The sequence below is a fragment of the Nocardioides faecalis genome, assembly GCF_018388425.1.
Classification (GTDB): Bacteria; Actinomycetota; Actinomycetes; order Propionibacteriales; family Nocardioidaceae; genus Nocardioides; species Nocardioides faecalis.
The window spans coordinates 1,204,953-1,224,089 of sequence record NZ_CP074406.1 but is presented as its reverse complement, the minus strand read 5'-3'; the positions used below and the strand labels follow the sequence as shown (position 1 = coordinate 1,224,089).

Below are 19,137 nucleotides of genomic sequence, written 5' to 3'. Positions count from 1 at the left end.
TTCTCGGCCGCCCCCAACTTCGGTCACCGGCGGCATCGACGACAACGGCACGGTCCCGCTCACCGGCACAGCGACGGACAGCCGCGAAGGGGCCGCGAACGGGGCGCCGGACCGGGCGAGGGCATGGCCTCACGCCCGGTCTGGCAGGGCCCGTGGGGCCGCGCCGCCGGGTGCGCAGGGACGCCGTCGGCTCAGTCGAGCTGCCGCACGATGCCCGGCGACGGCTTGGTCACCCCGGCGGGCAGGACGTGGCCCCAGATGCTGGCGCGGTCGAACGTCTTGGGCGTCCAGTCGTCGTCGATCTCCACGCCACCGAACCCGTACTCGATGTTGAACGAGGACGGAGTGGTCAGGTAGAAGGAGATCATCTGGTCGTTGGTGTGCCGGCCGAGGCTCTTGACGATCGGCAGCTCGCGCTCGACGCAGTGGTCGTAGGCGACACCGACGTCGTCGATGTCGCGCACCTGCAGCATCAGGTGGTTGAAGCCGGTGACGCCGTCGGGCAGACGACCGAGGGCGAGCGTGTGGTGGCGCCCGTTGACGTGGTAGAAGTTCGCGTTCATCCGCTCGCTCATGATGCGGTCCGACAGCTCGAACCCCAGGACGCGGGTGAAGAAGTCGTGGGCGCGCTCCAGGTCGGGCATGCCGATCACGACGTGGCCCAGCCCCTGCTGGCCGGTCACGAACCCGCTGAGCGGGCGGCTGGGCCGGAACGAGTGCGGGCGCATGTACTGGCCCCAGATCAGCTCGTGCCGGTAGCCCCACGGGTCCACGAACCAGTGCAGCTCGTGCACCGCGCGCGCAGCGGTGAGCTCGGCGTCTCCCTGGTGCACCTCGATGCCCTCGGCCTCGAGCCGAGCGCGCAGCGTCTGCAGGCTGGCCTCGTCGGTCACCGCCCACCCGAAGTACTCGACCGCGTCGATGTCGCCGGGGTGGACCTGGATCCGCCAGAGCGCGTCGTCGACGCGTAGGCGGACCGCGCCGTCGTCCCCGGGGTCGGCGACCATGCAGCCGAGCACCTCGCTGGCGAACGACGGCCATGCCTCGACGGCCGGCGAAGAGATCCCAACGTACGCGAGCGAGTGCAGCATTCTGCGGTCCTTTCGTGGTCCTCGGATCGCCCGGCGCACAGGACGGCGGCCGGACCACCACACCTTGTGGCGCCGGCCCGCGCCCAACCAGCGACAGGTGCCGTTAGCCGGAACGCGACGGTCGCAGCCGGGCGGTGGCAGGCGGTGGCAGGTGGTGGCGAGAGCCACAACTCGCCCCTTTTCTGTTCCGAAGAGCGAAACATGACCCTGGTCACACCGGGGCCCTGACGCGACGGTGGTGCATGACTCGAGGGACTGCGGGGCCACAGACCGCCGCCCGTGCCGTGCTCCACGGCAGCGAGTCGCGCGGCTGACCAGTCGAGCCCCACCCGCGCAGCGCGTCGTGCGCTGCGGCACTCAGGAGAAGGACGAGAAAACGATGAAGAACAAGCGACGTCGTGTCGGAGCAGTTGCCATGATCGCAACCGCCGCGCTGGCCCTCGCGGCGTGCGGTGGCTCCGAGGCCGCGGGCGGCGATGGCTCGCTCCGGGTCGGGGTGAACCACTGGGTGGCGAAGGCCGCGATCAACCTCGGCACGGAGAACGACCGGTTCGCCGACGAGGGCATCGACGACATCAAGCTCGAGACCGTGGGTGCCGCACCGGCGGTCATCGCCGCGCTGCAGAGCAACAAGGTCGACATCGCGGTGCTGCCGACGACGTCGTACCTGGACGCGCTCAGCAAGGGGATCAAGCTGACCGCGGTGGCCCCGCTGACGGGCTTCCCCTCCGACGGTGAGGACCAGCAGAAGTACGACGGCTTCGACTTCTTCGTGCAGCCCGAGGCGAAGATCGAGCGGCCGCGCGACCTGGAGGGCAAGACGGTCGCCGTCGGTGCCCGCGGCGACCTGGTGGAGATGTCGATCAGCTACCTCATGACCGAGGACGGGGGCGACCCCAAGAAGGTCGACTGGATCCAGCTGGTCGCAGCGCCCGCCCTCGAGGCGTTCAAGGCCAAGCGGCTCGACGCTGCAGCCTTCGCCCTGCCCTTCGCCGACGGCGCCCAGACCGCAGGCGGCGAGATCCTGACGCGGCTCACCTGGCCGCTGCTCGACGGTGCGCCGATCCTGATGTGGATCGGCAGCCCCGACCTGGCCAAGGACGCCGAGCGGCTCAAGACCGTCCAGCGTGCGCTGCTCAGCACCAACGAGACCGCCAACGCCGACCCCGAGGGCACCCTCGCGGCCGCGGCGAAGGAGGCCGGCATCTCCGTGGAGACGATGAAGGCACGCCCCGAGGCGTTCTACTTCCCCACCTCCTACGACAAGGCCGAGCTGGAGGCGCTGGCCCAGAAGATGTCCGACATGGGCTTCCTCAAGAACATGCCCGACATCGACGCCTCGTTCGCGACGCTCCCGGACGCCAAGTGACCAAGATCCGTCCGCTGCTCCTCGGAGCGACCGGGGCAGCGGCAGCCGTCGTCGCCTGGGCGGTGAGCTCCAGCCGACTCTCGTCCGTGGCGACCCCACGCGAGACGGTGCTGGCGCTCGGGGACCTCGTGGGCGACACCGAGTTCTGGAACGCGATGCTCGCGACCATCGCGGTCGCCCTGGTCGGCCTGGCGGCCGCCATGGCGGCCGCGCTGGTCCTCGGCATCCTGATCGGCTGGTTCCCCGCGGTGCGGCGCGCTCTCCGCGTCCCCCTGGAGTTCCTCAAGCCGATCCCACCGATCGTGGTCATGCCGGTCGCGATCCTGATCCTGGGACCGACCACCTCGATGGCCGTGTTCCTCGTCTTCTACGGGTGCTTCCTGATGTCTGTCTCCCAGATCGCCAGCGGGGTCGCCGAGACCGACCCCGTCGCCATCGACACCGCACGGTCCTACGGCTTCGGCCGCCGGGAGGTGCTCACCCACGTGGTGCTTCCCAGCACCCTGCCGTTCGCGGCGACGGCGTTCCGGATCACGTTGCCGATCGCCCTGGTCGCCTCCGTGATCGCCGGCCTGCTCGGCGGGGCGGACGGCCTGGGTCTCGCGGTGAACCTCGCGACCCAGGGCGCCCGGACCGACCTCGTCTTCGCCCTGGTGTTCGTGCTCGGACTCCTGGGGCTGGTGTTCAACGCCGTCGGCGCCCAGGTCGAGCGACGCCTCCTGCACTGGCACCCCTCCCACCGGGAGGTGCTGCGATGAGCACGCGTCGTCGTGTCTGGCACACCGCCCTCGAGGTCGGTGTCCCCGTCCTGATCGTGGCCCTGTGGTGGGTGTGGAGCGAGAACGCCCAGGACCCCTTCTTCCCGCCGCTCTCGGACATCCTCACCCGTTTCCGCGAGCTGTGGCTGTTCGCCCACCTGACCAGCGACATCCTGCCCAGCCTGGCGATCGTCCTCGTGGGGTTCGGCTGTTCGGCCACGCTCGGCGTGGTCACGGGCGTCCTCCTGGCTCGGGTGCGCCCGATGCGCGAGCTGCTCGAGCCGCTCCTCACGTTCCTGCGTGCGGTCCCGATGGTGGCAGCGATCCCAGTGATCGTGGCGACGATGGGCTTCGGCGACGGTGTCCGGCTCCTCATCATCGTCGTGGCGGCCACACCACCCATGCTGATCGCCACGATGGACGGCGTCTCCAGCCTCGATCCCGTCCTGAAGGACGTGATGCAGACCTTCAGGCTGAGCCGGTGGGACCAGCTGATGCGCGTCTACGTCCCTCAGGCCGGCGCGCAGATCTTCAGCGGTCTGCAGGTCTGCCTGCAGTACTCGTTCGTCCTGATGATCGCCTCAGAGATGCTCGGCGCCACGCGCGGCATCGGCTACATGACGCTGCTCGCCCAGCAGACGTTCGTGAGCGTCGACATGTGGGCGGGGATCCTGCTGCTCGGCGCCGTCGGCTACCTCGCCAACCTGTCGCTGACGCTGGTCCGCAAGCGGGTGCTGCGCTGGTACGACGGAGCGCACGCCGTGGAGCTGCGCGGATGACCGGCCCCCGCACCGCACCGCCGACCCAAACCTCCAAGACAAGGAGACTCGAATGTCCCTGACCAACACGCAGCCCGGTGACGTGCGTCCCGACGAGGTCGCCGCGCCCGTCCCGGCCGTCCTGGGCGTCCACGGGATCACGAAGCGCTACGCGCCGGGCTCGAAGCCGGTGCTGGAGGACCTGACCTTCGAGGTCCAGGCCGGCGAGATCGTCTGCATCGTCGGCCCTTCGGGCATCGGCAAGACGACGCTGCTGAAGTCGATCGCCGGTCTCCACCCGGTCACCTCGGGCCGCATCGAGATCGACGGCGTCCCGATCAGCGGTCCGCCCCGCCAGATGGCCCTGGTCTTCCAGGACTACAGCCGCTCGCTGATGCCATGGCTGACGGTGCCGAAGAACGTGGAGATGCCGCTGCGCCGTCTCAAGCTCGGCAAGAAGGAGACCGTCGAGCGCCGGCGCGCCGCCCTGGAGGCGGTCAACCTGGCCGATGCCGACAAGAAGTACCCCTGGCAGCTCTCCGGAGGCATGCAGCAGCGGGTCGCGATCGCGCGGGCCCTGGCCTACCAGCCGGAGGTGCTCATCATGGACGAGCCCTTCGCGTCGGTCGACGCCCAGACCCGGTTCGACCTCGAGGACCTGACCCTGTCGATCCGCGACAACTACAACATGACGATCGTCGTCGTCACCCACGACATCGACGAGGCGGTCTACCTGGCCGACCGGGTCATCGTCCTGGGCGGATCGCCAGCCCGCGTCCAGACGACGATCGAGGTCGACCTGCCGTCGCCGCGCACCCAGGTCACGACCAGGGCCGACCAGCGGTTCACCTCCTTGCGGACCGAGGTCCTCGAGGTGATCTCGCGCGCCCGTCCAGGCACCGACCTGCCTGGGTGACCCACGATCGGTGAGCCGTCCCCCAGACGGCTCATCGCGGCCTGTGACCTCCCCCACCGCAGGCCGAGCACCATGTCCCGCGTCACCGCACGGTGGCGCGGGACGCTCGCTTTTCCATCGAGGCGCCATCGGATCGAGGTGCCCTGCAAGGGCGAAAGGTGCCAACGACAACCGGGGCCGCCCGGCCTCCGCTCGCGGCGAAAGGTCGGACGACCCCGGCTGGTCCAGGTCGGTGTCGGGGCTGCTCAGCCCATCACGCGCTCCAGCACCGCACGCATGCTCGTCGACGAGGCGATGCCCTCGAGGTCGGCGAGCAGGGCGGCTGCGCCGTCGGCGCCGAGACGCGGACCGGTCAACGCCAGGAACTTCTGCCGGACCCCGACGGGCCCCAGCTCCACTCCCCGGTTGAACGCCCACGCCGTCCGCGTGGAGCCGTCCTCCATCCTCGCCACGAGCGCGGCCCAGTTGCAGTCCTCGACGGGTGGCCGCACGTCGGCGGTGTCGAGGAAGCCGGGCTCCACCCGGGTCTCGATGCGGTCGAGGAGCCCGGCGCTGCGGATCCTGTCGTACGTCGCGTCCTCGTAGGAGGTCACGGTGACCTCGCCGTCGAGCCAGGCGGCGGCGACGCCGTACGGGAGGCTGTACTTGCCCTGCAGCCCGTTCTCAGGGCTCACCCGGAAGGTGGCTCCGCGCTCCGGGTCCGCGGGGACGACGATCTCGAAACCCGCGACGCGTCCACGGTCGAAGTCGGGCTGGCCCAGCAGGCTGAACATCGCGGTCAGGACGGCGTTGTTGCCTCCGCAGGCCGGCCACGGCTTGAAGCTGGGGCCGCGGCGCAGGTTCGGTCCACCGCGCAGCTGGTCGATCGGTGCGCCGAGCCCGAGCCGGGACAGGTCGGGCTCGGCGCCCGAGTGCCGGATCGGGAAGGAGTCCGAGTCCAGCGGGCTGCCCGCGGCGAGGTCCTCGGGGACCCGGACGATCCAGAACTCGCCGCCGTTGCCGGGGAACGCCTCGGTGCTCGCCTCGGGGTCGCAGTACGCCGCCAGGAACCCGTGGCGCCCGTCGAGCGCCGCTGGGTCGGACGTGCCGCCGGCGGCTGCCAGCTTCGCTGCCGTGAAGCCCGCCTCCGCCGCGCGGCCGGCGTGCAACGCCTTCGCGAACGTGCCGAAGTTCTGCGTGAGCCCACCGGACATCGAGGCGGCGATGCCGAGGGCGTGGGCCGTCTGGCGGCGGTCGAGCCCCAACAGCTTCGCCGTCACCGCCGCCGACCCGAGGGCCCCGACCGTGCCGAGCGGGTGGTGCGGGCGACCGTGCGCCAGCATCGCGGTGATCCGGGAGGCGACCTCGAAACCGGCGACGATCGCGGTGAGGAGCTCCTCGCCGGTGACGTCGTGGTCCTCGATCAGCGCCACCGCGGGCGGCAGCTCCACCGCGGCGAAGTGGGGGATGTCGTCGAACTCCAACGCCTGGATCAGCGTCCCGTTCGACGTCACGGCCGTGCGGGAGTCGACGCAGCCACCCAGGCCGAGGAGCCGGTGCGGCCCCTGCGCGTCAGCGGCCCACTGCGCCAGGGTGCGCGCGATCGAGCTGTCGGCCGCTGCGATGCCGCAGCCGAGACCGTCGATGACCATGTCCCGGGCCATGGCGACCACCTGGGCATCCAGGTCGCGGTACTGCAGCCCGACGATGAAGTCGGCGCATGCTTGGGCGAAGGTCTCTGTCGCCGGCAACCGGTTGGACATCTTTGCTCCTCATCTGGGGACGTCAGGATGAACGAACGTATGACGTCGTCCCCGAAGCCGGTACGGTCCGGTTTCACCGTCCGGCACACACCGTCTCAGCCTCCAGCGAACGCCTCGTCGACGAGGCGGACCCCCAGGGCGGTGCCGCTGATGCCGAGCGCGCTGGTCAGCTTGATGACCTCCATGAGCTCGCTGATCGTGGCGCCGGCCGCCAGCGCGTTGCGCACGTGCAGACGCGCTCCTGGAGCGAAGAGATGGGTCGAGGAGACGTCGAGGGCGACGATGATCAGCTCGACCAGCTTGGGCTCGAGGACGCCCGCGGACACGACGGTCCGCGACAGCGTGCGGTAGGCGTCGAGGAAGCCGGGATCGAGTCGCAGCAACGGTTCGAGGTCCTCGGGCAGCACCCCACGGTGGGCGACGAACCGCTCCCCCGCTCGGGTTCCTTCCTCGCTCACCTCCTCGTCCAGTGCGTGCCCGGCCCGCTCCGCCTCCTCCACCAGGACCGACAGCGCCAGCGGCATGGTGTGGATCCCGAGCAGGGTCGAGAACTGGCACACGTGGACGAGCTCGGCCCGGGTGGCCCCGAGCCGTGCCGCCTCCCGGATGTGGACCGCCGCCCCGTCCCGGTCCAGGTGGGTGGTGGCGACCGCGAGCGCGACCTGGATGAGCTGCCTGTCCTTGGGGGTGAGCGCCGACCCTGCTGCCGCGGAGCGGGAGAAGTCGAGGAAGGCATCGACGAAGTCGGGGGCCTCGAGCCCCAGCAGGTCGAAGGCCGGGTGCCAGGCCACACCCGCCCGGTGGAACCGCTCCCGGGTGCGCGCGAGGTCGTCCATGGACGGCTCGGAAGGTGTCATGCCCGGGTCTCTCGCCTCAATGATGTCGCCGCCGCGGGTCGGGGCCGACGCTGGCCTCACCCTCGCCCTCACCGTCGGGCTCGACCCAGGACGTCGTGCCGCTGAGCGGAACCCACCCGAGGCCTTCGGCGACGGCCGGCCCCGTCCGTCGCATCCCGGGAACGACGAAGGCCGGTCCCCCGAGGGGGACCGGCCTTCGTCTTGTCCGGTGGAGCTGAGGGGACTCGAACCCCTGACCCTCTGCATGCCATGCAGATGCGCTACCAGCTGCGCCACAGCCCCGAACCGTTTCTCCGCCGGGGCGGATCAACGAGAGGGAATACTAGCCACACGGTCCCTCGGAGGTGAAATCCGGGGTGCCTTGAGCCCGCTCAGAGGTTGTACGACGCCAGCGACCAGCCGCCGTCCTCGCGCTCGACGAGCAGCACCCGGGCGCAGTTGCCCAGCGGCACCAGGTCCCGGGCGACCTGCAGCGGCCAGCCGAGGAACGACACGAGCCCGGCGCGGGTGGCCGAGCCGTGCGAGACCGCGACGCCGGTCTCGCCCGGCGCCAGCGCCGCCGCGAGGTCGCGCAGCGCGTGCGCGTGGCGGCGCGCCACGTCGGCGGGTGCCTCCGCTCCGGGGATGCCGTCCCACTCCCCGCGCAGGAACCGCTGGAAGCCTTCGGGGTCACGCTCGGCGAGCTCGGTGTGGGTGAGGCCCTCGTAGGAGCCGAGCCCGAACTCGCGCAGGCGAGGGTCACGCACCGGCGTCAGGCCGGTGACCTCGGCGATGGCCTCGGCGGTGTGCCGGGCGCGGGAGAGGTCGCTGGTCCACAGCAGCACGGGCTTCAGCTCGGCGACCAGCGGCGCGACGGCCCGGGCCTGGGCCTGGCCCACGTCGTCGAGCGGGGAGTCCTGCTGTCCCTGGATCCGCGGCAGGGCGTTCCAGGAGGTGCGGCCGTGTCGCACCAGCACGAGGCGGCGGCCGGTGGCGGCACTCACTCCGCGTCGGGCTGCGGGTCCGTCTCGTCGCCGCCGCTCTCCCGCGCCGCGGGGGCGCCGGCGGGGCCGTGCACCTCGGCGGGCAGGTCGATGGCCGGGCAGTCGCGCCACAGCCGCTCGAGGGCGTAGAACTCCCGCTCCTCGGAGTGCTGCACGTGGATGACCACGTCGCCGTAGTCGAGCAGCACCCAGCGGCCGTCGCGGTGTCCCTCGCGGCGGATCGGCTTGACACCGAGCTCGCGCAGCTTGTCCTCGACCTCCTCCACGATGGCGCGGACCTGGCGGTCGTTGGCGCCGGTGGCGAGCAGGAACGCGTCGGTGATGGCGAGCTGCTCGGAGACGTCGAAGGCGAGCTGGTCGGTGGCGAGCTTGTCGGCGGCGGCGAGCGCCGCGGTCTGGACGATCTGGACGGCGTGGTCGGTGGCGGTCATGACTCTCCGGATGGGTCCTGGGCGGGCACGGGCGCCGAGTAGAGCCCGTGCTTGGTGATGTACTGAACCACCCCGTCGGGCACCAGGTACCAGACCGGTTGACCGGCCCGCTCCCGTTCCCGGCAGTCGGTGGAGGAGATGGCGAGGGCGGGGATCTCGACCATCGTGATGCGGTCGTCGGGGATCTTGGCGAGCGTGGCCGGGTCGACGTCGGCCCCTGGGCGGGTGCAGCCCACGAAGTGGGCCAGCGAGAACAGCTCGTCGGCGTCGCGCCAGCTGAAGATGTCGGTGAGCGCGTCGGCGCCGGTGATGAAGTAGAGGTCGGCCTCGGGCCGGATCGCGTGCAGGTCGCGCAGCGTGTCGATCGTGTACGTCGGCCCGCCGCGGTCGATGTCGACGCGGCTGACCGTGAACCGGGGGTTGGCCGCGGTGGCGATGACGGTCATCAGGTAGCGGTGCTCGGCCGGGGAGACGGCGCGCTCCGCCTTCTGCCACGGCTGCCCGGTGGGCACGAAGACGACCTCGTCGAGGTCGAACCAGCCCTGCACCTCGGAGGCGGCCACGAGGTGGCCGTGGTGGATCGGGTCGAAGGTGCCGCCCATCACGCCCAGGCGTAGACGCCGCCTGGGCTCAGCTGTCGGCACCGGCACCTCAGCTGTGGTCGCGGCCGCCACCGAAGCCGACGAGGCCGACGAGCAGCAGCAGCAGGAAGGCCAGGACGACGCCGCCCACGAGCCACGGGTTGACGGCGGGTTCCCCCTGCTCCGCCGAGGCGCTGACGACGGTGAGGGCGGAGAGGCTGATCGCGCTGAGCATGCTCGGATCCTACCGAACCCCCGCCGAGTACCGTCCGGCGCGGCCCCGCTCAGTGCAGGGCGAGGTCGACACCGAGGAAGAGCGCGGTGAAACGGATGGTGCGACCGACGAACACCGCCGGCACGAACGCCCACAGCGGCATCTTGAGGATGCCGCCCACGGCGGCCATGGCGAGCAGCGGCGGGACGCCGAGCGTGGCCGCGACGAACATGATGGCGACGCCGTACCAGGGACGACCGCGCATCCGCTCGGTCCACTTCTCGTAGCTGGCCCGGACCTTGGGCTTGGAGAGCTTCTTCTGGGCCCAGGCGGAGTCGATGCCCCGCCGTGCGGCCTCGTACCAGATGATCTTGCCGATGGTGGCGCCCGCGCCGGCCGCGGCGCCCAGCACGAGGGCCTCGGCGAACCCGCGGTCGCTGGAGGCGGCACCGACGATGTAGACCTCGATCGGCAGGAACGGCAGGAGCGCGGAGGCGATGCTGAAGACGAACGTCGTCAGCACGAGGATCATGCGACCGGCGCCCCGTCGGCCGTCCGGACCGGGACCGGCACGCCCAGCTGCAGCAGCCAGCGCAGGGACACGCACTTGAGGACCAGCAGTGCCACCGCGATCACGATGCCCAGCCACACCCAGCCGGTGACCAGCAGGATCACCGCGAAGGCACCGGAGTTGGCCGCCTTGCCCACCCGGGACCAGTTCCACAGGTAGATGCGTCGGTCCACGACGCCGAAGTAGTTGGGGCTGCGGATCGGCCAGGCGAGGAAGGCCAGCGACAGGTACATGTCGATGACCATGAACTCGAACAGGTAGATCGCGATCGGGATGCCGATCCACGTCATCGGCCCGTCACTGATCCAGCCGGAAGGCTGCAGCCAGATGAGGCCGACGTACAGCGCGCCGCAGCTGAGCCGGTCGCACATCATGTCGACGACCGCGCCGATCCGGGTCTCGCAGTCACGCCAGCGCGCCCACTCCCCGTCGATGCTGTCACCCACCCAGTACACGACGAGGCCGACCACCAGCAGCGTCAGGCTGCTCTCATAGGCACCCCACACCGCGATCGCCAGGGTCATCACCGTGCGGACGAACGTGATCACGGTGGCTCCGGTGAGGAGCCTTTCGGTGGACGGATCAGCGTAGATCCGGTCCGCAGAGCCTGCCATGACTCGCAACCTATCGCGGGACGTGCGCCGTACGGCGATCCGGGCGGGGCCCGGCCGGCCGTGCGCGTCTCAGCGGATGTGGCCGTCGCCGATGACGACGTACTTCGTCGAGGTCATCTCCATCAGGCCCATCGGGCCGCGGGCGTGCAGCTTCTGGGTGCTGATCCCGATCTCCGCGCCGAAGCCGAACTCGCCGCCGTCGGTGAAGCGGGTGGAGGCGTTGACCAGCACGGCGGCGGAGTCCACCTCGGCGACGAACCGGCGCGCGGCGCCCTGGTCCTCGGTGACGATGGCGTCGGAGTGGCCGCTGGAGTAGGTGCGCACGTGCTCCAGCGCCGCGTCGAGGTCGGGTACGACGCGAGCGGCGATGTCCAGCGAGAGGTACTCGGTGCCCCAGTCCTCCTCACTCGCGGGGAGGACGCCGTCGAGCGCGGCGAACGCCTCGTCGCCGTGGATGGTCACGCCCTCGGCCTGCAGCGCGGCGCCGACGCGGGGCAGGAACTCCTCGGCGACCTCGGCGTGCACGAGCAGCGACTCGGCGGCGTTGCACACGCTGGTGCGGTGCGTCTTGGCGTTCAGCACGATGGCCAGCGCCTTGTCGAGGTCGGCGGCCGCGTCGACGTAGACGTGGCAGTTGCCCACCCCGGTCTCGATGACCGGCACCGTGGACTCCTCCACGACGGAGGCGATCAGCCCTGCTCCCCCGCGCGGGATGAGCACGTCGACCAGGCCGCGGGCGCGCATGAGTGCCTTCACGCTGTCGTGGCTCTCTCCGGGCACGAGCTGCACGACGTCGGCGGGCAGGCCCGCGGCCACCACGGCGTCGCGCAGCACGGCGACGATGGCGGCGTTGCTGGAGCGGGCCGAGGAGCTGCCGCGCAGCAGGACCGCGTTGCCGGACTTCAGGCAGATGCCGGCGGCGTCCGCGGTGACGTTGGGGCGGGCCTCGTAGATCATCCCGACCACGCCGAACGGGACCCGGACCTGACGCAGCTCGAGGCCGTTGGCGAGCACGCCGCCGCGGACCACCTCGCCGACCGGGTCGGCCAGGCCGGCGACCTCGCGCAGGCCGGCGGCCATGCCGGCCAGCCGGCCTTCGTCGAGCCGCAGCCGGTCGATGATGTTGGCCGGCGTGCCGCCGGCCTGCGCGCGGTCGACGTCCTCGGCGTTGGCAGCCAGCACCTCCGCGGAGCGGGCGAGCATCGCGTCCGCCATCGTCCGCAGCGCGGCGTCCTTCTTGGCCCGGGTGGCCAGGGCCAGCGCACGGCTGGCGGCCCGGGCGCGCCGGGCGACCTCGCGGACCTCGGCCTCGATGGTCAGGGGGACCTCGGCAGTCATGGGCACAGGATAGGACTGGGCACCGGCACGGCTCACGCCCGGCCCGGCAGCGGCCGGAGGCTCAGCGAGCCTGCGAGGAACTCAGGCGCAGGGCCGCTTGATCGGCTCGATCCCCGGCGCGTGCGTGATCTGGTTGTTCTTCCACATCTTGTACCAGTGCTTGTTGTAGGCGGCGAGCACCTTGCGGTCGTGGATCTCGAAGGTGACCTCGTCACTGCTCAGGCCGGGACCGGACCAGTTCTCCGAGCCCGTCCAGACCATCTTGGTGTTGCGGCCGCGGAACTTGCCGTCGACCGTGACGTACTTCAGGTGCGCGTAGCAGCGGGCGCCGTACACCCGGCCCTTGCCGCTGGTGGCGTCCTTCATGCCCCAGTCCCAGTCCGCCACGCGGACCGGGATCCCGGCCCGCTGCAGGATGCGGACGACGGAGTCGCCGACCACGGAGCCCACCACGTGGATCTTGCAGCCGTGCTTCGCCATCGTGGCCACCCGCTTGGCCAGCCGCTCGCCGCGCTTGCCGTACCAGGCGTACATGTTGATCCGGACCTTGGTCCGGCCGCCGGCACCGAAGCCGGGCGCGGTCTTGCAGGAGACCTGCTTGAGACGCGCGTACTGCTGGTCCCCGCTGGCGGGGGTCAGGGCGACGCTGCGCGCCTGGCGCTGGAACTGCGCCCACACGGTCTCCGACTGGTAGACGAGCTGACGGGGCTTGGCCGAGCGGTCCTTCTTCAGCTGGGTGAACACCTGGGTCCAGGCGTTGTACAGCGAGGCGTCGCCGACGACGCTGAACGCGTCGTTCCACTGGCCGGCGGCGGCGCCGTAGGTCAGGTTGCCGGAGGTGGAGATCACGACGTGCTTGGCCGCGCCGCTGCGCGAGAACGACGCGATCTTCATGTGCTGGTTGCCGCCTGGGTGCGGGCTGCGGCACGCGGCCTTGCAGATCACCAGGAAGTTGCGGCGCTTGGGGTTCTTGCCGAGCTTGTTCTGCAGGTCGACGATGACCGGGTTGATCAGGTTGTCGTTGACCACGATCTGCACCGCGACGCCGCGCTTGCGCGCCCGCATCAGGAGCTTGGCGGTGTTGCGGCGGTCCAGGTTGTAGGTGGCGATCCGGATCGTGGAGCCGCGGGGGGTGTTCCGGATGGCGTCGTGGATCCGGTCGTGGACCCGGTCACGGGAGGCCTTGCGGCCCAGCGGGTTGTTGAACGTGGCGCCGGCGGGAGGCTTCCAGGTGCTGCTCTTCTTGCGGTCGTCCTTCTGCGCCAGCCCACCGCCCGGGGCGGCTGCCGCGACGGCGGTGCCCGGGTCGGCGACGGCCTGGGCCGGGACCGAGAGCAGGGGCAGGAGCAGCGCAAGGAGCGTCACCGAAAGCAGTCTCACCAGCGCAGGTTAACGGACGAAACGTCTTTCCTTGGCCCCCACCCTGGGTAACGCGCGAGAAAACGACCGCGGGACGCCGTGCCGGAGCACGACGTCCCGCGGGGGCGGACCGGAGTCGGCGATCAGCCCTTGCGCTTCTCGACCTCCGCGGTGACCGCGGGCAGCACGCTGTGCAGGTCGCCGACGACGCCGAAGTCGACGAGCTCGAAGATCGGCGCCTCCTCGTCCTTGTTGACGGCGACGATCGTCTTCGACGTCTGCATGCCGGCGCGGTGCTGGATCGCACCCGAGATGCCGTTCGCGACGTACAGCTGCGGCGAGACCACCTTGCCGGTCTGACCGACCTGGAAGGTGTGCGGCTTCCAGCCGGAGTCGACCGCGGCGCGGGAGGCGCCGACCGCGGCACCGAGCGCGTCGGCGAGGCCCTCGACGGCGGTGAAGTCGCCGCCGGTGCCACGGCCGCCGGAGACCACGATGGCGGCCTCGGTCAGCTCGGGACGCCCGGTCGCCTGGCGCGGCTGGGCCGCGACGATCTGGGCGGTCTTGGCGGCATCCGAGATCGTCGGCGCGAACTGCTCGACCGCACCCGCGCCGGCACCCTCCTCGGGCGCCGCGGCGTTGGGCTTGACCGCGATGATCGGGGTGCCCTTGGTGACCTTGGCCTCGACCGTGTAGCTGCCGGCGAAGACCGACTGGGTGGTGACGATGGTGTCGCCGTCGACCTGCACGTCCACCGCGTCGGTGATCAGGCCCGAGGAGAGCTTGATCGACAGGCGGGCGGCGATCTCCTTGCCCTCGGCCGAGGCCGGGATCAGGATCGCGGCCGGGGACGCCTTCTCGGCGAGCTGCTGCAGCACCTCGGCCTTCGGGGCCACCAGGTAGCCCTTGATCTCCGCGTCGTCGACGACGTAGACCTTCTCCGCGCCGTAGCCCTTCACGGCCTCGGCGGCGGCGTCGGCCTTGTCGGCGCCGCCGATGAAGACGGCCGAGGGCTCGCCAATCCGCTTGGCGATGGCGAGGAGCTCATAGGTGGGCTTGCGGACGGCACCGTCGACGTGGTCGACGAGAACGAGAACTTCAGACATGTCTTCCGGCTCCTCAGATGAACTTCTTCGACGCGAGGAAGTCGACCAGCGCCGTGGCGCCCGAGCCGTCCTCGTCCTTGACGATCTCGCCGGCGGTCCGCGGGGGACGCTCGGTGACCGAGGCGACCTGGGTCCACGCGGCGTCCAGGCCGACCTCGCTGGCGTCGACGCCGATGTCGCTCAGCGACAGGCTCTCCAGCGGCTTCTTCTTCGCGGCCATGATGCCCTTGAAGGAGGGGTAGCGCGCCTCGCCGGACTGGTCCGTCACCGACAGCACCAGCGGCAGCGTGCCGCCGATGACCTCGGTCGCGCTGTCGCCGTCGCGCTTGATCCGGACCTGGTCGCCCTGGGTCTCGACCACGGAGGCGAGGGTGACCTGCGGCAGGCCGAGACGCTCGGCCAGCATCGCCGGGACGACGCTCATGCCGGCGTCGGTGGAGGCGAGGCCACCGATGACGAGGTCCGGCACACCGATCTTCTCGAGCGCCTTGGCCAGCACCAGCGAGGTTGCAGGGGCGTCGGAGCCCGCGATCGCGTCGTCCTTCACGTGCACAGCCTTGTCGGCACCCATCTGCAGCGCCTTGCGGACGGCGGCCTCGGCCTCGGCGGGACCGACGGTCAGCGCGGTGACGGTGATCTCCTCGTCGCTGCGCTTCTCCTTGATCTGCAGGGCCTGCTCGACGGCGTACTCGTCGAGCTCCGAGAGCAGGCCGTCGACGCCGACGCGGTCGACGGTGTTGTCCGCCTCGAACTTCCGGTCACCCGTCGCGTCGGGGACGTACTTCACCAGAACGACAATGTTGGAGAGAGTCATGGTTGTGGCCGGACCGGCCCCTTCCTGTGCTACGTGAGCCCCGCGACGTAGTCGGCGCGGGGAACAGCTGAGGTCCGCAATCGGACAGCGTGGGCAGGCTACCGTCCAGTTCCACAGGTCGGAAACCTGGTGGTAGTGGACTACCTCACATCCCGATCCCCCGGCGCGAGGGTCGCTGCGCGCCGAGGAACGCGGGGTGGTTCACGGGTGGTTCACGGGTGCTTCAAGGGTGCCTCAGGGGCGGATGACGCGCTCCAGCACGCGCCCGAGGACGAGATAGACGACCGCGGCGATGCCGTAGTTGAACAGCGCCGTCTTGACCAGCGCGTTCTTCCCGTCGAACTCCTTGACCGGGTTGTCGAGGTCGAAGAAGCCCATGTCCACGGTGTCCGCGACGTCGCGGATCAGCGTGACCAGCCCGTTGTCGCCGTTCGCCTCGAGGGCGAACGTGAACGCCGCCGCCGCGAGCACCAGCGCCAGCGTCGCGCACACCGCCCACACCGCCCGCGCGACGCGGTCGCGCCACCGGGCGACGGCCAGCGCGCGGCTGCGTCCGCCCGGGGCCTCAGCAGTCTCCGCCTTGACCTTGGAGTCCTCAGCCATTCAGATCACCGTCCTTCGAAGGTGGCTTTACCCGGTCCGCTCTCGATGAACGAGCGCATCCCGGTGGTGCTGTCCTCGGTGGCGAAGGCCGCCGCGAAGTGCTGGCGCTCGATCTGCAACCCGGTCTCCAGGTCGGCCTCCAGCCCGCGGTCGACGGACTCCTTGATCGCGCGCAGGGCGTACGGCGCCGCGTTCACGAACCTCGCGGCCCAGGCGAGCGCCTCGGGGTAGACGTCCGCGGCGGGCAACACCCGGTCGACCAGGCCGATCGCGAGCGCCTCGTCCGCCTTGACGAAGCGGCCGGTGAAGAGGAGGTCCTTCGCCTTGCTGGGCCCCACCAGTCGGGGCAGCCGCTGGGTGCCGCCGGCACCGGGGATGATGCCGAGCAGGACCTCGGGCTGGCCGAGCACCGCGTTCTCGGCGGCGAAGCGGACGTCGGCGGCCATCGCCAGCTCGCACCCGCCGCCCAGGGCGTAGCCGTTGACCGCGGCGACGACCGGCTTCGGGATCCGTGCGATCGCGGTCACCGCGCCCTGCACGCCCTCGACGTGGTCGACCATGTCGGTGTAGGACATGTCGGCCATCTCCTTGACGTCGTTGCCGGCGGCGAAGACCTTCTCCCCGCCCCACAGCACGACGGCGCGCACGTCGGAGCGCTCGCTCACCTCTGCCGCCACGGCGCGCAGCTCTGCCTGGACCTGGAGACTGATGGCGTTCATCGCCTTGGGCCGGTCGAGACGGATGGTGGCGACGCTGTCGGCCACCTCCAGCTGCACGAACTCGCTGCTCATCAGGTGCTCTCCTTGCGACGCATGGGCGGTCTCGGGGTGCATTGTGCCGCAGGACACCTCCGATCGGTCACAGCAACCCGGGACTCGGACCCCACCCTCGCTCCGTGCGGGCACAATGACGGGGTGACCCCTGGCATGTGGCGCTCGCTCGGCGAACGGTCCGCGGTGTGGCCGGGACGGAACTGGCCGCTCGGCGCGACGTGGTCGCCGGAGTCGACCAACTTCGCCGTCCACGCCCCCAACGCGACCGCCATGTGGCTGTGCCTGTTCGACGACGGGCCGGGCGAGGGCGAGCGCCGCTTCGAGCTGACCGAGCGTTCGCTGGGCATCTGGCATGGGGCGCTGCCCGGCGTCGCCCCCGGCACCCGCTACGGCTTCCGGGCCGACGGACCGGACGAGCCGGAGGCGGGCCTGCGCTTCGACGCGGGCCGGGTGCTGCTGGACCCCTACGCCCTGGCCACCGCCGGTGACGTGCACACCGCACGCAGCGTCGTGGTCGACGGCTCCTTCGACTGGTCCGGCGACACCCCGATGCGCCGACGCTGGCGCGACACGGTCATCTACGAGCTGCACGTCAAGGGCTTCACCAAGCTGCACGACCGGATCCCCGAGGAGCTCCGGGGCACCTACGCAGGGCTGGGCCACCCGGTGGTCACCGAGTACCTGCAGGACCTGGGTGTCTCCGCGGTGGAGCTGTTGCCGATCCACCAGTTCTTCTCCGAGCCGGCGCTGACGGCGCGCGGGTCGGTGAACTACTGGGGCTACAACCCGATCAGCTACTTCGCTCCCGACGCCGCCTACAGCTCCTCAGGCGACCGCGGCGGGCAGGTGCGCGAGTTCAAGCAGATGGTCAAGGACCTGCACGCCGCTGGCATCGAGGTCATCCTCGACGTCGTCTACAACCACACCGCGGAAGCGGGCCGGGACGGGCCGACGTACTCCTTCCGCGGGCTCGACGACCGCGGCTTCTATCGTCGCGTCCCGCCCGGCGCCGACGGCGCGTACGACGACACGTACTGGGACGTCACCGGCTGCGGCAACACCGTCAACACCGAGGACCCGCTCGCGCTGCGGCTGATTCTCGACTCGCTGCGCTACTGGGTCACCGAGATGCACGTCGACGGGTTTCGCTTCGACCTGATGTCGGCGTTGACCCGCACGGCGGGGCCCGAGGCGATCCGGGTCGACATGGCGTGCAAGCTCCTCGTGGCGATCGGCCAGGACCCGGTGCTGCGCCACGTCAAGCTGATCGCGGAGCCGTGGGACACCTCCATGGACGGCTACCTGGTGGGCGGGATGCCGCCGCCGTGGGTGGAGTGGAACGACCAGTACCGCGACACGATCCGCGACTACTGGCGCGGGCAGACGCCCGGGATGCACGCGGTGGCCACGCGGCTGGCCGGCTCCTCCGACCTCTACGCCGACGACGGTCGCTCGGCGTACAACTCGGTCAACTTCGTCACCGCCCACGACGGGTTCACCGTGCGGGACCTGGTCTCCTACGACCGCAAGCACAACGAGGCCAACGGCGAGGACAACCGGGACGGCACCGACAACAACCGGTCGTGGAACCACGGCGTCGAGGGCGAGACCGACGACCCGGCGATCGTTGCGCTGCGGCGCCGGCAGGCGGCCAACCTGATGGCGACGCTGTGCCTGTCCAACGGGGTGCCGATGCTGACCGCCGGCGACGAGCGGGGCCGGACCCAGCGGGGCAACAACAACGCCTACTGCCAGGACAACGAGATCTCCTGGGTCGACTGGCGCGTCGACGACGCGTGGCTCGACGTCTACGAGGTGACCCGTGCCGCGCTGCGACTGCGCCGCGAGCACCCGGCGCTGCGCCAGCGGCACTGGTTCGAGGGCCGGCCCACCATCGTCGGCGGTCCCAAGGACCTCGCCTGGCTGCACCCGAGCGGACGGGAGATGACCTCGGCCGACTGGCACGACACCGGCCTGCACACGGTCGGGATGTTCCTGTCCGGCAAGCCACTGCGTGCGCCGGGCCCGTGCGGGGAGCAGCAGCTCGACTCGTCCTTCCTCGTCTGGTTCCACGCCGGGCCCGCGGAGGTCGAGGTGCTGCTGCCGGACAACGACTGGGTCGCCAACGGCTGCGTCGTGCTGAGCACCGACGCCTCGCTGCCGATCGGCACCGAGGTCGTCGTCGGCACCGAGCTGCGGATGGGTGCGCGCAGCGTGGTGGTGCTCCGCGAGTCCTGAGCGCCCGGCCCGCCCACCCCG

The 19,137-nt window shown here is 70.8% G+C and carries 20 protein-coding genes and 1 tRNA gene; 5 read left to right on the top strand and 16 right to left on the bottom strand.

Annotated features, from left to right (window positions below):
- Positions 1-191: 191 nt before the first annotated feature.
- Positions 192-1,091, bottom strand: coding sequence for a VOC family protein (locus KG111_RS05660; protein ID WP_205291662.1), 900 nt, complete (start codon positions 1,089-1,091; stop codon positions 192-194).
- A gap of 415 nt (positions 1,092-1,506) precedes the next feature.
- Here KG111_RS05660 and KG111_RS05655 point away from each other — a divergent pair, with 415 nt between their 5' ends.
- Genes KG111_RS05655 through KG111_RS05640 form a run of 4 tightly spaced genes read left to right on the top strand, consistent with a single transcriptional unit; the run spans position 1,507 to position 4,892 of the window.
- A complete protein-coding gene (locus KG111_RS05655) occupies positions 1,507-2,460 on the top strand; it encodes an ABC transporter substrate-binding protein (protein WP_205291663.1) in 954 nt (317 codons plus the stop codon).
- Entirely contained in the window at positions 2,457-3,218 is a 762-nt protein-coding gene (locus KG111_RS05650) for an ABC transporter permease (RefSeq protein WP_213450025.1), read from the top strand. The genes KG111_RS05655 and KG111_RS05650 overlap by 4 nt, the downstream gene beginning before the upstream one ends.
- Positions 3,215-3,997: an ABC transporter permease gene (locus KG111_RS05645; RefSeq protein WP_205291665.1), complete on the top strand. Its 783-nt coding sequence runs from the start codon at positions 3,215-3,217 to the stop codon at positions 3,995-3,997. The genes KG111_RS05650 and KG111_RS05645 overlap by 4 nt, the downstream gene beginning before the upstream one ends.
- A gap of 52 nt (positions 3,998-4,049) precedes the next feature.
- Complete coding sequence (locus tag KG111_RS05640) at positions 4,050-4,892, top strand: ABC transporter ATP-binding protein (RefSeq protein WP_205291666.1); 843 nt, start codon at positions 4,050-4,052, stop codon at positions 4,890-4,892.
- Positions 4,893-5,137: 245 nt separating this feature from the next.
- Here KG111_RS05640 and KG111_RS05635 read toward each other — a convergent pair whose 3' ends face one another.
- The 15 genes from KG111_RS05635 to KG111_RS05565 form a co-directional block, all read right to left on the bottom strand.
- On the bottom strand, positions 5,138-6,634 hold the full coding sequence (locus KG111_RS05635; RefSeq protein ID WP_205291667.1) for an MmgE/PrpD family protein: 1,497 nt from the start codon (positions 6,632-6,634) through the stop codon (positions 5,138-5,140).
- 95 nt (positions 6,635-6,729) lie between these two features.
- On the bottom strand, positions 6,730-7,470 hold the full coding sequence (locus KG111_RS05630; RefSeq protein ID WP_205291668.1) for a carboxymuconolactone decarboxylase family protein: 741 nt from the start codon (positions 7,468-7,470) through the stop codon (positions 6,730-6,732).
- A gap of 230 nt (positions 7,471-7,700) precedes the next feature.
- Positions 7,701-7,773, bottom strand: a tRNA-Ala gene (locus KG111_RS05625).
- A gap of 89 nt (positions 7,774-7,862) precedes the next feature.
- Positions 7,863-8,474 (bottom strand): histidine phosphatase family protein, encoded by a 612-nt coding sequence (locus KG111_RS05620; RefSeq protein ID WP_205291669.1) that lies wholly within the window; start codon positions 8,472-8,474, stop codon positions 7,863-7,865.
- On the bottom strand, positions 8,471-8,905 hold the full coding sequence (gene rsfS / locus KG111_RS05615) for a ribosome silencing factor (protein WP_205291670.1): 435 nt from the start codon (positions 8,903-8,905) through the stop codon (positions 8,471-8,473). Before rsfS ends, KG111_RS05620 begins: the two co-directional genes overlap by 4 nt.
- Positions 8,902-9,549 carry a nicotinate-nucleotide adenylyltransferase gene (gene nadD / locus KG111_RS05610; protein WP_283770598.1) on the bottom strand — a complete coding sequence of 216 codons (648 nt, stop codon included), beginning with the start codon at positions 9,547-9,549 and terminating at the stop codon, positions 8,902-8,904. The genes rsfS and nadD overlap by 4 nt, the downstream gene beginning before the upstream one ends.
- Positions 9,550-9,556: 7 nt before the next feature.
- Positions 9,557-9,721 carry a hypothetical protein gene (locus tag KG111_RS05605; protein ID WP_205291672.1) on the bottom strand — a complete coding sequence of 55 codons (165 nt, stop codon included), beginning with the start codon at positions 9,719-9,721 and terminating at the stop codon, positions 9,557-9,559.
- Positions 9,722-9,770: 49 nt separating this feature from the next.
- Positions 9,771-10,232: a VTT domain-containing protein gene (locus KG111_RS05600; RefSeq protein ID WP_205291673.1), complete on the bottom strand. Its 462-nt coding sequence runs from the start codon at positions 10,230-10,232 to the stop codon at positions 9,771-9,773.
- Positions 10,229-10,885, bottom strand: coding sequence for a CDP-alcohol phosphatidyltransferase family protein (locus KG111_RS05595; RefSeq protein WP_205291674.1), 657 nt, complete (start codon positions 10,883-10,885; stop codon positions 10,229-10,231). Before KG111_RS05595 ends, KG111_RS05600 begins: the two co-directional genes overlap by 4 nt.
- Positions 10,886-10,954: 69 nt before the next feature.
- Positions 10,955-12,223, bottom strand: a complete 1,269-nt coding sequence (locus tag KG111_RS05590; protein WP_205291675.1) for a glutamate-5-semialdehyde dehydrogenase — start codon at positions 12,221-12,223, stop codon at positions 10,955-10,957.
- A gap of 81 nt (positions 12,224-12,304) precedes the next feature.
- Positions 12,305-13,603 (bottom strand): phospholipase D-like domain-containing protein, encoded by a 1,299-nt coding sequence (locus KG111_RS05585; protein WP_205291676.1) that lies wholly within the window; start codon positions 13,601-13,603, stop codon positions 12,305-12,307.
- Between the two features lie 122 nt (positions 13,604-13,725).
- Positions 13,726-14,688, bottom strand: coding sequence for an electron transfer flavoprotein subunit alpha/FixB family protein (locus KG111_RS05580; protein WP_205291677.1), 963 nt, complete (start codon positions 14,686-14,688; stop codon positions 13,726-13,728).
- A 13-nt stretch (positions 14,689-14,701) separates the two neighbouring features.
- The gene (locus KG111_RS05575; RefSeq protein ID WP_432806875.1) at positions 14,702-15,475 is read right to left on the bottom strand and encodes an electron transfer flavoprotein subunit beta/FixA family protein; all 774 of its coding nucleotides are present in this window, start codon (positions 15,473-15,475) and stop codon (positions 14,702-14,704) included.
- Between the two features lie 261 nt (positions 15,476-15,736).
- Complete coding sequence (locus KG111_RS05570) at positions 15,737-16,105, bottom strand: hypothetical protein (protein ID WP_240195757.1); 369 nt, start codon at positions 16,103-16,105, stop codon at positions 15,737-15,739.
- A 5-nt stretch (positions 16,106-16,110) separates the two neighbouring features.
- Positions 16,111-16,896, bottom strand: a complete 786-nt coding sequence (locus tag KG111_RS05565) for an enoyl-CoA hydratase/isomerase family protein (RefSeq protein WP_205291679.1) — start codon at positions 16,894-16,896, stop codon at positions 16,111-16,113.
- Positions 16,897-17,019: 123 nt separating this feature from the next.
- Here KG111_RS05565 and glgX point away from each other — a divergent pair, with 123 nt between their 5' ends.
- Complete coding sequence (glgX, locus tag KG111_RS05560; RefSeq protein WP_205291680.1) at positions 17,020-19,116, top strand: glycogen debranching protein GlgX; 2,097 nt, start codon at positions 17,020-17,022, stop codon at positions 19,114-19,116.
- The last annotated feature ends 21 nt before the right edge of the window (positions 19,117-19,137 follow it).

Bases quoted from the DNA above. Each gene is read 5' to 3' on its own strand.
- KG111_RS05660 (WP_205291662.1), bottom strand. From the start codon at position 1,091: ATGCTGCACTCGCTCGCGTACGTTGGGATCTCTTCGCCGGCCGTCGAG.
- KG111_RS05655 (WP_205291663.1), top strand. From the start codon at position 1,507: ATGATCGCAACCGCCGCGCTGGCCCTCGCGGCGTGCGGTGGCTCCGAG.
- KG111_RS05645 (WP_205291665.1), top strand. From the start codon at position 3,215: ATGAGCACGCGTCGTCGTGTCTGGCACACCGCCCTCGAGGTCGGTGTC.
- KG111_RS05640 (WP_205291666.1), top strand. From the start codon at position 4,050: ATGTCCCTGACCAACACGCAGCCCGGTGACGTGCGTCCCGACGAGGTC.
- KG111_RS05635 (WP_205291667.1), bottom strand. From the start codon at position 6,634: ATGTCCAACCGGTTGCCGGCGACAGAGACCTTCGCCCAAGCATGCGCC.
- KG111_RS05630 (WP_205291668.1), bottom strand. From the start codon at position 7,470: ATGGACGACCTCGCGCGCACCCGGGAGCGGTTCCACCGGGCGGGTGTG.
- rsfS (WP_205291670.1), bottom strand. From the start codon at position 8,905: ATGACCGCCACCGACCACGCCGTCCAGATCGTCCAGACCGCGGCGCTC.
- KG111_RS05605 (WP_205291672.1), bottom strand. From the start codon at position 9,721: ATGCTCAGCGCGATCAGCCTCTCCGCCCTCACCGTCGTCAGCGCCTCG.
- KG111_RS05600 (WP_205291673.1), bottom strand. From the start codon at position 10,232: ATGATCCTCGTGCTGACGACGTTCGTCTTCAGCATCGCCTCCGCGCTC.
- KG111_RS05595 (WP_205291674.1), bottom strand. From the start codon at position 10,885: ATGGCAGGCTCTGCGGACCGGATCTACGCTGATCCGTCCACCGAAAGG.
- KG111_RS05590 (WP_205291675.1), bottom strand. From the start codon at position 12,223: ATGACTGCCGAGGTCCCCCTGACCATCGAGGCCGAGGTCCGCGAGGTC.
- KG111_RS05580 (WP_205291677.1), bottom strand. From the start codon at position 14,688: ATGTCTGAAGTTCTCGTTCTCGTCGACCACGTCGACGGTGCCGTCCGC.
- KG111_RS05570 (WP_240195757.1), bottom strand. From the start codon at position 16,105: ATGGCTGAGGACTCCAAGGTCAAGGCGGAGACTGCTGAGGCCCCGGGC.
- KG111_RS05565 (WP_205291679.1), bottom strand. From the start codon at position 16,896: ATGAGCAGCGAGTTCGTGCAGCTGGAGGTGGCCGACAGCGTCGCCACC.